This window comes from Pseudofrankia saprophytica, assembly GCF_000235425.2.
Taxonomy (GTDB): Bacteria; Actinomycetota; Actinomycetes; order Frankiales; family Frankiaceae; genus Pseudofrankia; species Pseudofrankia saprophytica.
This window is the reverse complement of record NZ_KI912266.1, coordinates 6,243,113-6,256,678: the sequence shown is the minus strand read 5'-3', so window position 1 is coordinate 6,256,678 and position 13,566 is coordinate 6,243,113. Positions and strand designations below refer to the sequence as shown.

Here is a 13,566-nt window from a genome sequence, read left to right as displayed (position 1 = left end):
TCAGGACGTCCCGCCGGGTGGCTGCGACCGCGTCAGGACAGTCACCCGGCTGTGCTGTCAGGCCGAGGCGGCCGGGGCGGCGTCGCCGTCGTGGTGGGGACGGTCGAAGCGCGGGCCCCGGCGGGGGGCACCGCGGCCGTCGCGAGACGTCCGGCCACCTCCGGCGGCGCCGCGCTGGCTGAAGCCACCCCGGCCGGCGTGGTCACCGCCGCTGCGGCCCTCACCGAAGCGGGAGCCGCCCTGTCGTCCCTCACCCGGCCGGCCGTCCCGGCGCCGGCTGTCGGCCGCCGGCCGTGGCGCCGGGATCGAACCCGGCTCGACGCGGGGGGCCGGCGGGCCGGCGATCTCCGCGACCAGGGGGTCGCTGGCCCTGACCGGCGTGATCTGGGCGTCCGCGCCCGCCGTGCGCAGCATCGCGCGGACCTTGCCGCGGTCGGCGGCGACGGTGACGAGCACGTCCGCGCCGTCGGCGCCGGCCCGGGCGGTGCGCCCACCGCGGTGCTGGTAGGTCTTGGCGTCCTCCGGCGGGCCGAGGTGCACGACCAGGCGGACGTCATCGACGTGGATGCCGCGCGCGGCGACGTCGGTGGCGACCAGCACCCGGCGGGTGCCGTCGGCGAAGCCGGCGAGAGCCCGGGTACGCGCGCCCTGCGGCAGGCCACCGTGGATCGGCTCGGCGGGTACGCCAGCGCGGGTCAGGTCCCTGGCGACGTGGTCGGCGTCGCGCTGGGTACGCACGAAGACCAGGGTGCGGCCCTGGCCACCGGCGAGCGCGGTGACGACCTCGAGCTGGCTGACCTTGTCGGAGGCCTCCAGGGCATGCCGGGTCAGCGTCGTGACCTGGCTGGACTCCGGGTCGACGGCGACCAGGACCGGATCGGGCAGGTACTCCCGGACGAGCACCTCGACCTCGCGGTCCAGCGTGGCGCTGAACATCAGCCGCTGGCCGTTGGGGGAGGTGGCGTCGAGGATCTGCCGGACCGCAGGCAGGAAGCCCAGGTCGCACATGTAGTCGGCCTCGTCGAGCACCGTGATCTCGACGTCGTCGAGCTGGCAGGCGCCGCGCTCGACGAGGTCCAGGAGCCGGCCCGGGGTGGCGACGACGATGTGGACCCCGCGGCGCATGAGCGAGATCTGCCGGGAGATCGACGTTCCACCGTAGACCGGGCGCAGCCACAGGCTGACCGACCGCGACAACGGGTCGAGCGCGTCGCTGACCTGCTGGGCGAGCTCCCTGGTCGGGACGAGGATCAGGCCCCGCGGGCGCAGCGGGGTGGCCGGGCCGCGCCCGGCGAGCTTCGCCAGCATCGGCAGGCCGAAGCCGAGGGTCTTGCCGGAGCCGGTCTTGGCTCGGCCGAGCACGTTCTCGCCGGCGAGGACATCCGGCAGAGCCGCGGCCTGGACCGGGAACGGCGCGGCGATGCCGCGCTCAGCCAACGCACGGACGAGCCGGGCCGGGAGGCCGGCGGCCTCGAACGACTCGACCGGCGGGCGTGGCTCGCGGGTCGGCAGCGCGGGACGGGCCGGCGCCGGGCGCCGGCCGATGCCCGCGCCACCGCGGCGCGGGCCACTCGGGCGGCCGTGCCCGCCGTAGCCGCCGCCAGAGCGAGTCCGTCCGCCTCCGCGTGCCGGCCGGCCGCTCGAGGTCGAGCCCGAGCCGGAGCCCGCGGAGTAGGAGACGAACGATTTGGAGTTGCTGGGGTGAGACAGTGGATCCACCGATCAGGTCGGGGCCACCGTGCCCATGCGTGAACACGTGCCGGCGGCCGGTATGCGGCAGGCCGGCTTCGCGAGAGATACCGAGAGGATCCTCGGGCCGACCGCGCCACCCACCCAGGCCCGGCCCCGTCAGGGACCACGCCAACCGACCACCTGGAACCACCCGCCTGCCTGACGAATTCCGTCAGACGGTGCGAGACCGGACTCCATGGCGGCCAGGAAGCTGGCTCAAAGATCCAACCCCCGAGGATCCGCCCCGTCTGCGTCCCCGGTCGAGCGAAGCTCGACATCGGGGGGTCCGGGGGTCGTCCCCCCGGGCGGACATTGCGGCCCTTGGGAAGCTGGACCCGAAGGGCCAGCGAACAAGGTGAGCCGGCGCGCGCTCGCACCGACCTAACGCCCGGTGACCGCGTGGTTCGCGGACGGCGCGGGCGCATGACGGCGTGAGCAGCCGTCAGAGTTATCACCGTACATGCCGGACCGGCCTTTCGCCGGACCGGCGCCACGAGCGTGAGCTAATCGTCGTCCGCTTGCGGCTGAACCCCACCTACGGCTAGGCGCGTCGCGCGCGGATCCCGCCGCGGCTCGTACCCACCGCGCACCTGGCGGGCGGCCCAGGCGGGCAGCGCGAGCAGGCCGAGCGTCACCAGGTAGGCGCCGGTCACGGCGTCGCCGCCGTGGTGCGCTCGGGCGAGCGCCCAGCACAGCTCCAGCCCCGCCACCGCGGGCGCCGCGACCACCAGCACGGGGACCGCGAGCGCGGCCAGGCCGCCGGTCCCGCGTTCGGCGGCGGCGCGGCGGGCGACGTCACCGAAGGGACCGGCGGCGAGCACGGCGAGCACGAGGGCCGAGGCGAAGAGCTCCGGCGGGGTGCTCAGGTGCGGGGTCACCAGCAGCCAGCTCACGACGGTCGCCGTGGCCAGCGCCCCGGCCCGCTCGCCGCCCTCGAGCACCAGCAGCGGCGCCGCGAGCAGCAGCAGGTAGTGGCTCCACACGATCGGCGACGCGAGCAGCGCCGCCGCGACCGTGGCGGCGAACATCAGCCGGTCGTCGCCGGCCCACCGCGCCCGCGCCGCCCGCCGCCCCACGGCCCAGCAGGCGGTGAGCAGGGCCACGGCCACCGAGCGCGCCACCCAGGTCGCAGGTCCCAGGCCAAGGCCCGCGTTCATCAGCAGCCCGGTCAGGCTCAGGCCGGCGGGGGCCTCCGCGCGGGCCAGGGCGTTCAGCATGTCGCCGTAGGTCGTGAGGTCCACCGGGCTGACCAGCTCGCCGAGGCCGAACAGCGCGCCGAGCGTGCCCGCGGCGACCGCCGCGGCGCGGTGGCGCCCGGTGAGCAGCAGCCACAGCGGCAGCGGCAGCAGGAAGAGCTTGCTGTAGACGAGCAGTGCCGCGAGCAGGCCGGCGGGCACCGGACGGTCCCGCAGCCGCCACAGCCCCGCGAGCCCGGCGAACAGGGCCGCGTTCAGCGTCCCCATCTGCAGTCCGATGATCGTCGACGACGCGGCCAGCACGAGCGCGTACAGGCTCCAGCGCCGCGCTCCGGCCAGCCGGCAGCCGGCGAGCACGGCCAGCACCGACAGGCCGATGAACAGCGCCTCGGCTCCGCCGCGCGGCAGCCAGGCGAGTAGGGCGAACGGGAACGCGATCAGGTACGGGTAGACGAACGCGAACCCGGAGTAGACGTCCGCGGTGCCGGGCCGCGGGTAGGGGTCGCGCCCGGCGGCGACGGCGGTGCCGGCGCGCAGGAACACGTCGATGTCGAAATGGACCAGCGGGTGTACGTAGGTCAGCCAGATGACGGCGACCAGGCCCGTCAGCACCACCGGCGCGAAGGCCGGCCACCCGGCCGGCAGCACCCGCATGGCGAGCACCAGGGGAGTCCGCCGCGACGACGCGGCCGGCGTCCGCTCGGTCGTCACGGGTGCCCATGGTGCCAGACGCCCCGCGTGGTGACCCTGCGCGCCTCCTGGCGCGGCCAGTCGAGGCCTCTCGGTGGGCCGGTGGTGGTTGGCGGTGGTTCGTGGTTCGTGGTGCTGGTGGTTCCTCCCTTCCCGGCGTGGTTTCCGCCGGGCAGGGGCCTACAGGGCGAGCTCGGTGACGAGGTGGATCAGGACGCCGGCTAGGGCGCCGACGACGGTGCCGTTGATCCGGATGAACTGCAGGTCACGGCCGACCTGCAGCTCGATGCGCCGGGACGCCTCGGCCGGCTCCCAGCGGGCGACGGTGTCGCCGATGATGGCCGCGATGTCGCCCTTGTACCGGCCGACGGCGCGCGTCGCGAGGTCCGCGGCCGTGCGGTTCACGGAGGCGGCCAGCTCCGGGTCGGCCGTGAGCTTGAGGCCGAGGCTGGCCAGGTGCGTGGTCGCCGCGCGGCGGGCCACGCCGTGCTCGTCGGTGGTCAGGTCGAGTAGGAGGCCCTTGGCCGTCTCCCACATCCGGGAGATCGCGTCGCCGGCGACGGGGGAGGCGAGCGCCCTCGCCTTGACGTCCTCGACCCTGGCCCGCAGGTCCGGGTCGGTCCTCAGCTTGCCGGCCAGGTCGGTGAGGAAGCTGTCGAGGCTCTGGCGCATCCGGTGGTGGCGGTCCGCGCGCAGCGCGCCGATGAGCTTCACCGCCTCGGCGTAGACCTTGGCCGCGACCGCCTCGTTGAGCCACTTCGGCGCGAAGCCGGGGGCACGGTCCAGCACGGCGTCGTGTACCGCGCTCGGATGTTTGATCAGCCAGTCCTCGGCCTGCTCGAGCAGCACGTCGACGACGCGGTGCTGCAGCCCGTCCTCGATCGCCCGCTCGAGCAGGACGCCGAGCACCGGCGCCAGCGGCACGTCCACCAGCCGGGGCACCACCGACTTCTCGACCAGCTCGACGATCAGCTCGTCGTTCGCCTTGCGCAGCGTCGACGCGAGCCGGGCGGCGACCTCGGCGCTGACCCGGTCGGCGTGGTCGGGCTGGCACAGCCAGGCCCCCACCCGGTTCGCCACCTCGATCTGGTTGACCTTGTCGCGGACGATGGCCTCGGTGAGGAAGTGGGTGGAGACGAAGGACTGCAGGCCGCGACCCAGGTCGTCCTTGCGCTTGCGGATGATCGCGGTGTGCGGGATCGGCAGGCCCAGCGGGTGGCGGAACAGGGCCGTCACCGCGAACCAGTCGGCCAGCGCGCCGACCGTGCCCGCCTCGGCGGCGGACCGCACATAGCCCACCCAGCCGGGCGCGTCCCGCCACAGCGAGGTCGCGATGTACACCGCGACCGCGAATCCCAGCAGGCAGGCGGCGACCGTCCGCATCCGGCGCAGCCCGGAGCGTAGCGCCGCCTGCTCCCGGTCCTCCGGCGCGCTGTCCACTCGTCCCCCCAGCTCGTCGCCCCGCGGCCGCTGGATGCGCCTCGCCGGGCACTCATGGTCGCCTCGGGCCACGATACGGCGGTGGCCGGGACGAACGCGGCGCGTCCGTCCCGGCCACCGCGTCAGGGCAGGAGGGCGTCGAGCTCAGGGCAGGAGGGCGTCGAGCAGGGGGCTGGAGAAGACGCGGTTCGGGTCGAACGCGTTCAGCGTCGCGACCGCGGTGTCGAAGTTGTCCCCGCCCGGCTGACCGGTGCGCAGCGAGTTCGGCACCGTCGTGCCGATCGCGGTGCCGTCGGCCCAGGCGGCGCTGTTCGTGTAGCCCCAGCCCTTGGACCATTCCACCCGGGCCGAGGCGTAGCTGCCCGAGTAGTTGGAGAAGACCCAGGCCTCGACCTCGCGGTAGAACTGGTTCGCGTACGGAGTGCCAGGCACGGTGAGGATGTCCAGCCAGACCGCGACGTCCCATTCCGGGTGGTCGGGCCGTGGGCGCAGGGCGGAAAGCTGCGGCGAGCCGGAGCTCGGCACGCCGACGTCGCCGGCGGCGTCGAGGCCGGTGACCCGGATCTCGACCGGCCCGTTCATCGGGTACTGCCCGTTGTTCTGGTAGGTGGTCAGCTTGTTGTTGTAGTACGTGCAGAACTCGTTGATGACGCGCTGGATGTTCGCCCTGCTGGTGAGGATCGCGTAGCCGTTGGCCGTGACCCGCAGCGTGGTCGGGCGGACGTAGAGCAGCAGGTCCTTCGACCAGCCCCAGATGTCCCAGGTGGAGGTGGTGATCAGGCCGGCGCCGACGACGGCGATCTGCGTCTGGCCGAGCGTCGGGGCGAGCTCCGGGTGGCCGGTCGAGATCTGGCTGACGAGGTCCGTGATCGACGACGGCAGGCTGTCGGAGAACGAGTAGTTGTACGGGCTGGACACCTGGCGGGAGAGCAGCGGCTTGTTCGGGCTGCGGCTCCACACCTTCAGCCACGGGGTGTCGGTGAACGGGAACCAGATCGCCTCGACCCGGCCGGCGGAGTTGACGTAGCTGGCGAAGGTGCGCCCGCTGGAGCCCTGGGCGGCGAACAGCTCCGTCCACGGCACGTTGAACCAGCTCTGGCAGCGCAGCCGCTGGTTGGCGCCGACCTGCAGCGTCACCTCGGTGAGGAACGCGCGTCCCAGGTGTGCCAGGAACGCCTTCGACTCCGCCTCGGACCGGCTGAACGTGCGCAGCACGTACTGGCTGGTCGCGGAGTTCCAGACGACGGCGGTCAGCGACGTGATCAGGTTGGACAGCGAGCCGTAGGTGGTGCCGGCGACCCGGGTCTCGCCGCTGGCCGGGACGGCGGTGCCGTGCGCGTCGATCGCGAGCACGCCGCCGACGGTGAGGTCACCGGGCGCGGGGGTGGCGGTCAGGCCGTAGCCGGCGGCCTGCAGCTGGGTGAGCAGACTGTCCATGGAGACGCCGGTCTGCGCGCGTACGGTCGCCGGCGTCGACCCGGACGAACCGGTGATCGTGACGGTGGTGAGGTGCTGGGTGGTGTCGACGAAGATGACGTTGTTGCCGGTCGACCCGACGGCGACCGACAGCGGCGACCAGCCGTGCGCCATGCCGCGGGGGCGGATCTTGTAGTTGTTGGCCCTGGCCCAGTTCGCGAGGGTCACCACGTCGGCGGGGGTCGCCGGCGCGCAGGTCCACACGCCGGTGACGTTGATCTCGCGCGACCAGTTCTGGAACGTCTGCCGGTACAGCGGGATCGACGCCGGGAAGTTCGGCGGCGCCGGCGGGTCGGCGTGCGCCGCCGCCACCCGCGCGACCGGCGTCCAGCCGACGGCCGTCACCGCCGCCGCGCCGAGCGCCCCTGCCAGCACCACGCGCCGCGTCCCCCCGCCGGCGGTTCCGGCGGCGCCTGTCGTGCCTACCGTGCTTGCCGTGCTTGCAATGTCAGACAGGCCTGACATGCCGGACAGGCCGGGTAAGCCGGCGCCGTCCGCGTCGTCGCCGCCAGACTCCGTGCCGCCCAGGTCGTCGCGCCGTCGTCCCATCGCGGTCTCCTCCGTGCTCCGAGAGCCATATCTGATGGCCCGTCAGATAGTGGGAGCACGAAGGTAAGAGCGTGCGGGGACCAAGGTCAACGGTTCCGGGCGCACGATCGTATAGCCGCTGGTCAGGACCATGGTGCGCGGCCGGTCGCCGGCCGGCCTTGCGCGGGCGTAGCGGGCCGCCGCGGCGGCATTCCTCATGGACCATCAGAAAGCGGGCACGGCCCTACTGCGGGTAGCTCCCGCTGCGGGGTCGGTTCCCGGGCGCGGCGCCCTGGCCGAAGCCCGGCGGAAGCGAGCGCCGCCGCTGGCGCATCCGGCGCCCGATCACGATCAGGTCTACGACGGCCGTGGCCCCGACGACACAGAGCAGGATGGCGGGCACCGTCCAGCCGGCGGCGGCGAACAGCCCCGCGGCGACACCACAGAACACCAGCCCGAACAACGCGAGCGCGGCCCGCAGCCGCAGCGGGCTTCGGGCCGGCGCCGCGCCGGTGAACGCGGCGAACCTGCCGACGGAGCGACGCGGCGCATCCGGCTGACGTTGGGGAGGAAGCATCCGAGTCACGTCGTCCGGTGTGCCCTGGCCGCGGCCCCCGAACCGCTTGACCGGGCCGGCGCCATCCGGGCCACGCGCCACCCGGGCGGCCCGGTGCGCCGGTCAGCCCCGGGAGCGCTGGTGCAGCTGGGCGACGACGTCGCGCCAGTCGTCGCCGCGACGGGCGGCGATGCCGGCGAGCACGGTGGTGAGCTGGTCGTCCGGCCTCGACTCGGGCGGCGGGCCGTCGGCGAGCATCGCCCGCAGGTGCGCCAGGTCCGACGGGTCCCGCTGGGCGAACACCCGCTGGTACTCCAGTGCGATCGGGTGGTTGGTCTCGTCGATCTGCCGGCGGCGGATCTCGCCGACCGCCGCGCCCATCGCGCCCTGCGTCACCAGCACGTAGGCCTCGAACGCCTCGCGCGCGCCGAACCCCTTGCCGACCAGCGCCGCGATCACGGCCTCCAGCACGTCGACCATCTGGTCCAGCCCGAAGGCGCCGCTCATGAACTGGGCCAGCAACGCGGGCGACTCGACGAACCTGCGCCGCAGGATGTCGGCCGACTCCAGCAGCCATAACGCCCAGTGCTGGCCGCGGTCGGCCGGCAGCGCGATCGTCGCCGCGGACTGCTCGGCGGCCAGCTGGAGCAGGTCGTCGCGGCCCCGCACATAGTGATAGAGCCCGGGGACACTCACCCCGAGCCGGTCGGCCACCGAGCGCAGGCTGACCTGGTCGATGCCGATCTCACCGGCGGCTCTGGCGATCATGGCCCGGTCGATCCGGGGCGGCCGCCCCACCCGACGCTCGACCATGCGGACCTCCCCGTCATCGTCGCCACCGTCGTCGCCGGCGGGCCATGGCTCCATGATCCATGACCACCGACGGCCGCTGACGGCCACGGCCACGGCCACGGCCACGGCCGTGGCTACGGCGACTCCGACGATCTACGGGCAGGACCCTAGCGCCTGGTGAGTCTGGCGATGGCGGCCTGGGCCTCGGGGGACCTGGAGGTGCGGGTGAAGACCTCGCCCTCCAGCGTCGCCGCGGCGTGCAGCTCGGCGATCGTCGTGTCGCCGTGCAGCAGCCGGCGGACCGCCGCGAGGGCCCCCGCGGGGCGGGCGAGCAGCGCCGCCACCCGGTCGGCGACCCGTGCCCGCAGCGCGTCGGCGTCCGCCAGCACCTCGGTGACGATCCCGGCCTCCAACGCCTCCTGCGCGCTGAAGACGTCCCCGAACAACAGCAGCTTCGACGCCCGCTGCTGCCCGGTGAGCCGGGGCAGCAGCACCGACGACGCCGCCTCCGGCACCACCCCGAGGTTGACGAACGGCATCCCGAACTTCGACCGGGCCGTCGCGTACACCAGGTCGCAGTGCAGCAGCATCGTCGTGCCGATGCCGATCGCCGCGCCGTCGACCTCGGCGACCAGCACCTTGGTCGTGTCGATGAGTGCCCGGATGAAGCGGTCGGTCGGGCCGCCCGGCTCGAGGACGTCGCGTTCGGCGATGTCGGCGAGCTCGTTCCCGGCGGTGAACGCGCCGCCGCTGCCGGTGAAGAGCACGACCCGGACGGACTCGTCGGCCTCCGCGCCGACCAGCGCGTCGCCGAGCGCCTGGTACATGTCCTGCGTGATCGCGTTGCGCTTGTCCGGCCGGTTGATCCGGACGGTCAGCACCCCGCCGGCTGCCTCGGTCTGCACATGGTCGGTCATGACCGTCTCCTACCAACGCTCGCGGGGCGATCCTGTGGCGGGCGCGAAGCGCCCGCCACCGAAAACCGCCTCAGTCGACCAGCTTGATGGCCTGCTTGGGGCAGGAGCGCACGGCCTTCTCCAGGTCCGGACGCAGCGACTCGTCAGGCTCCTCGTCGACCGACAGGTACTCGTTGTCGTCCAGCTCGAAAACCGACGGCACCAGCCCGACACAGATCGCGTTGCTCTCGCAGACGTCGAAATCGACAACGACCCGCATGATGACCCTCCTTCAGTCCTTCAGTGGTGATCCCGCAGTGGTGATCCGGCCGGTGCAGGAGCGCCGACGCGGCGTGCCTCTGGCGGCCCGTACCCTCATCAAACCGCATATGGCCCACCACGAGCAGGCTGCCCACGCACCAGCCTGCCGTACCCCGTGTCCGGCCGAATGATCGCCGCGCCGCGCTCGTCGCCAGCCCGCCGTTGTCTCCCGTTCGCCGGGGAACGTTGGATCAGCTCGTTTCCCGACCGCGGGCCCGTGACATGCAGATTGGATACGTTCTGGTTCATGCTGGCGGACACGGTGCGGGAGGCGGCTCGGCGGTTCGGGGACGCGGCGGCGTTCGTCGATCCCGACGGCACCCGGCTTTCGTTCGCGGCGCTGGACACCGGTTCGGACGCGGTCGCGGCCGGGCTCGCGGCTCGCGGGCTGGGCACCGGCGACCGGCTGGTCCTGCGGATCGCCTCGACCAGCCGCTACGTGCTCGCCTACGCCGCCGCCGCGAAACTGGGCGCCATCACCGCCGGGGTGAACCCGGTGCTCGCCCCGCCCGAGCAGGAACGGCTCACCGAGCTCGCCGACCCGGTCGTCGTGCTCACCAACGGCCACGAGGTCGACGAGCTGGCGGCGTACGGCACGGCGGCGCTCGAGACCGGCTCGGCGACCGCGCCCGGCCCGCTGCCAGGCGACGAGGCCCGCCCGGTCGCGATCGTGTTCACCTCCGGCACCACCGGCACGCCCAAGGCGGCGGTCTTCACCGAGCGGCAGCTGCGCGCCGTCACCCAGATCGACACCGGCGGCCTGTGGGCGGACCGCCCCGGTGAGCCGACGATGGCGACCACCCAGTTCGCCCACGTCGGTTTCATGACCAAGCTGCCCTGGTACCTGCGGCGCGGCCTGCGCATGTACATCCAGGGCCGCTGGCGGGCCCGGGACACCCTCGCGCTGCTCGCCGAGCACCGGATGACGACCGTCAACGCCGTCGCCCCGCAGCTCGCGCTGCTGTTACGCGTTCCCGACTTCGACAGCTTCGACCTGAGCGCCGTCAAGGTGATCATCGCAGGCGCGGCGGCGTCACCGCCGGCGCTCATCGAGGAGGCCCGCCGCCGGCTGAACGCCCCCTACAGCGTGCGCTACTCCTCGACCGAGTCGGGTGGCTGCGGGCTGGGCACCGCGCCGGACGCCGACGACGAGGAGGCGCTGTTCACGATCGGCCGGCCGCGCCCCGGCATCGCCCGCGAGATCCGCGCAGACGACGGCCGCCCGGCCGGCGGGGGCGAGGTCGGCGAGCTGTGGCTGCGCACCCCGAGCGCGTTCGCCGGCTACTGGCGCGACCCGGCGGCGACGGCGGCGACGGTCGTCGACGGCTGGATCCGCACCGGGGACCTGGGCCGCGTCGACGAGCGGGGCCTGGTCCGGCTGGTCGGGCGGCGCAAGGAGATGTTCATCCGCGGCGGTTACAACGTCTATCCGGCGGAGGTCGAGGCCGCGCTCGGCACCCACCCCGCCGTCGCCCAGTGCGCCGTCGTGCCCCGCCCCGACCCGGTGATGGGCGAGATCGGCGTCGCCGTCGTCGTCCCCCGCGACGGCGCCCGCCCGCCGACGCTCGCCGAGGTGCGCGACCACCTTTCCGGCCTCCTCGCGCACTACAAGCTCCCCGAGGACCTGCGCGTGGCCGCCGACCTGCCGCTCACCGCCGTCCACAAGCTCGACCGCGCCACCCTCACCCGCCAGATCCTCGAAACCCCCTGACCGGTGGAGGAGCCCGGCGCCTGACCGGGCGACCAGCCCGGCGCCGTCACCCGCTCCTGGGCACCCGGCTGGCCACGCCGTCGAGGAAGATGGCCATGCTGTGGTCGAAGACGTCGTCCGCGTTGGCGCTGATGTAGCTGCCGCCGGCGGCGCGCAGGGCGGTGAGCTGGTCGGCCGGTAGCCCGTCGAGAAGTTCGCCGAACCCGTCGGATCCCGTCGGGCCGCCCGAGCTCTGGGGGCGGTGGACCCGCAGGATCGCGTCGCTGGCCATGAGCTCCAGCATCGTGATGGTGGCGTAGCCCGCCTGGTCCGCGGTCAGGCCGGCCTCCAGGAACAGGCCAAGCGCCGCGTCGACGACCCGCAGCATGTTCGGCCCGTAGCCGGTCCTGCTGCGCGCGGACGGCGGCAGTGGCTGGTCGAGGCTGATCCGGCGAAAGTCGCGCATCAACGCCTCGATGTCGGCGCGCCAGCCACGGCCGGTGCGGTCGAGCCGGATCTCGCCCATGACGTGGTCGGCGATCAGCGCGATCAGCTCGTCCCGGCTGGCGATGTGCCGGTAGAGCGAGGCGATGGTGGTGTCGAGCCGCTCGGCGACGCAGCGCAGGGTCAACCCGTCGATCCCGCCGTCGCGCAGGACGTCCAGCGCGGCCTCGACGATCCGCTGCGAGGACAGTCCTCCCGGGCGCGGGCGCCGCCTGCCGGCGGACGCCGCCCGCTGTGCCCACCAGCGGGCGGAACCCGCCTCGGGCGGTGTGCCTTCGTACCCAGGGGGAGCCGGCGGTGCTGGCTCGGCGGGACCGGTGCCATGCTCGCGCGCCCCGGCCGCGCGCTCAGGCGCGTCGAGCCGGGTATCGCCGGACTCCACGAGTGATCGCCGCTCCATTCCACCATTCAAGCACCATCTTGACAGTCTGCGATCGACGATCGCATACTCCACGAACCAGAAGGCGATCGGCGATCGCATCAGCGAAAGAGGGCCAGCGTGACCGAGGATCTGTACTGGGATCCGTACGACAAGGCGATGGATCTCGACCCACACCCGGTGTGGCGGCGGATGCGGGACGAGCGGCCGGTATACCGGAACGAGAAGTTCGACTTCTACGCGTTATCGCGGTTCGAGGACGTCGACGAGGCCCACCTGGACCCGGCCACCTTCAGCTCCCGCTACGGCACGGTGCTCGAGATCATGACCCCGGAGCCGTGGGACACCGGGCAGATGATCTTCATGGATCCCCCTGCCCACACGACGCTGCGGGTCCTGGTCTCCCGGGCCTTCACCCCGCGCCGGGTCGGCGGCCTGGAGGGCGCCATCCGCGAGACCTGCGCCCAGCTGCTCGACCCGCATGTCGGCGGCGGCGGGTTCGACTACGTCCAGGACTTCGCAGCGCTGCTGCCCTCCATGGTCATCTCCCAGCTCATCGGGGTCGACCCGGCGGACCGGGAGGAGGTCCGCCACATGATCGACGGGACCTTCCACCACGACGAGACCGCCGGGATGGCCAACGAGATCGCCGTGGCCGCCGCCACGAAGCTGCACCTGTACTTCGCCGAGCAGATCGAGGCCCGCCGCGTCACGCCTCGGGACGACCTGATGACCGCCCTCGTCCAGGCCGAGGTCCGCGCCGCCGACGGCGGTACCCGGCGGCTCTCGACGCGGGAGGCCACCGACTTCACCACCCTGCTCACCGCCGCCGGCACCGAGACCGTGGCCCGCCTCCTCGGCTGGGCCGCCGACATCCTCGCCGCCCACCCCGACCAGCGCGCCGAGCTGGCCGCCGACCCGTCCCTGACCAGGAACGCCGTCGAGGAGACGCTGCGCTACGAGGCGCCGTCCCCCGTGCAGGGGCGGGTCACCACCCGCGACGTCGAGCTGCACGGCACCACGATCCCGGCCAAGTCCAAGATCCTGCTGCTCACCGGCTCCGCCGGCCGCGACGACCGCAAGTACGACGACCCCGACGTCTACGACATCCACCGGAGCTTCGACAGCCACGTCTCCCTCGGCCACGGCATCCACTTCTGTCTCGGCGCCGGGCTCGCCCGCCTGGAGAGCCGGCTGGCGATCGAGGAGACCCTGAAGCGTTTCCCGACCTGGGAGGTCGACCACGAGAACGCCGTCCGCCTCCACACCAGCACCGTCCGCGGCTACCAGAAGCTGCCCATCGTGATCTGAGCTCGCGATCTGGGCCATTTCATGATCTGGCGGAATCCCCGGAGTCTTTTCTCCCA

The 13,566-nt window shown here is 73.3% G+C and carries 11 protein-coding genes; 2 read left to right on the top strand and 9 right to left on the bottom strand.

The window, feature by feature from the left end; genetic code table 11:
- Nucleotides 1–57: 57 nt before the first annotated feature.
- The 8 genes from FRCN3DRAFT_RS46405 to FRCN3DRAFT_RS0226480 form a co-directional block, all read right to left on the bottom strand.
- Nucleotides 58–1,719, bottom strand: a complete 1,662-nt coding sequence (locus FRCN3DRAFT_RS46405) for a DEAD/DEAH box helicase (protein WP_007509441.1) — start codon at nucleotides 1,717–1,719, stop codon at nucleotides 58–60.
- A gap of 515 nt (nucleotides 1,720–2,234) precedes the next feature.
- Entirely contained in the window at nucleotides 2,235–3,638 is a 1,404-nt protein-coding gene (locus FRCN3DRAFT_RS0226510; protein WP_232794153.1) for a glycosyltransferase family 87 protein, read from the bottom strand.
- A gap of 159 nt (nucleotides 3,639–3,797) precedes the next feature.
- Nucleotides 3,798–5,057 carry a DUF445 domain-containing protein gene (locus FRCN3DRAFT_RS0226505; protein WP_007509444.1) on the bottom strand — a complete coding sequence of 420 codons (1,260 nt, stop codon included), beginning with the start codon at nucleotides 5,055–5,057 and terminating at the stop codon, nucleotides 3,798–3,800.
- Nucleotides 5,058–5,201: 144 nt separating this feature from the next.
- Nucleotides 5,202–7,082 (bottom strand): cholesterol oxidase substrate-binding domain-containing protein, encoded by a 1,881-nt coding sequence (locus FRCN3DRAFT_RS0226500; RefSeq protein ID WP_007509447.1) that lies wholly within the window; start codon nucleotides 7,080–7,082, stop codon nucleotides 5,202–5,204.
- A gap of 223 nt (nucleotides 7,083–7,305) precedes the next feature.
- The gene (locus FRCN3DRAFT_RS0226495; protein ID WP_131803375.1) at nucleotides 7,306–7,638 is read right to left on the bottom strand and encodes a DUF6343 family protein; all 333 of its coding nucleotides are present in this window, start codon (nucleotides 7,636–7,638) and stop codon (nucleotides 7,306–7,308) included.
- 102 nt (nucleotides 7,639–7,740) lie between these two features.
- Complete coding sequence (locus tag FRCN3DRAFT_RS49855; RefSeq protein WP_007509450.1) at nucleotides 7,741–8,430, bottom strand: TetR/AcrR family transcriptional regulator; 690 nt, start codon at nucleotides 8,428–8,430, stop codon at nucleotides 7,741–7,743.
- Nucleotides 8,431–8,576: 146 nt separating this feature from the next.
- On the bottom strand, nucleotides 8,577–9,326 hold the full coding sequence (locus tag FRCN3DRAFT_RS0226485) for an enoyl-CoA hydratase-related protein (protein ID WP_007509453.1): 750 nt from the start codon (nucleotides 9,324–9,326) through the stop codon (nucleotides 8,577–8,579).
- Nucleotides 9,327–9,396: 70 nt separating this feature from the next.
- Complete coding sequence (locus tag FRCN3DRAFT_RS0226480) at nucleotides 9,397–9,585, bottom strand: ferredoxin (RefSeq protein ID WP_007509454.1); 189 nt, start codon at nucleotides 9,583–9,585, stop codon at nucleotides 9,397–9,399.
- A gap of 288 nt (nucleotides 9,586–9,873) precedes the next feature.
- Between FRCN3DRAFT_RS0226480 and FRCN3DRAFT_RS0226475 the strand changes: the two genes are divergently transcribed.
- The gene (locus tag FRCN3DRAFT_RS0226475; protein WP_007509456.1) at nucleotides 9,874–11,337 is read left to right on the top strand and encodes a class I adenylate-forming enzyme family protein; all 1,464 of its coding nucleotides are present in this window, start codon (nucleotides 9,874–9,876) and stop codon (nucleotides 11,335–11,337) included.
- A gap of 46 nt (nucleotides 11,338–11,383) precedes the next feature.
- Here the strand turns inward: FRCN3DRAFT_RS0226475 and FRCN3DRAFT_RS0226470 are convergent, their stop codons facing one another.
- Nucleotides 11,384–12,220 (bottom strand): TetR/AcrR family transcriptional regulator, encoded by an 837-nt coding sequence (locus FRCN3DRAFT_RS0226470; RefSeq protein ID WP_035925239.1) that lies wholly within the window; start codon nucleotides 12,218–12,220, stop codon nucleotides 11,384–11,386.
- A 99-nt stretch (nucleotides 12,221–12,319) separates the two neighbouring features.
- On the opposite strand from FRCN3DRAFT_RS0226470, the gene FRCN3DRAFT_RS0226465 reads away from it, so the two are divergent.
- Nucleotides 12,320–13,510, top strand: coding sequence for a cytochrome P450 (locus FRCN3DRAFT_RS0226465; protein WP_007509460.1), 1,191 nt, complete (start codon nucleotides 12,320–12,322; stop codon nucleotides 13,508–13,510).
- Nucleotides 13,511–13,566: the final 56 nt, after the last annotated feature.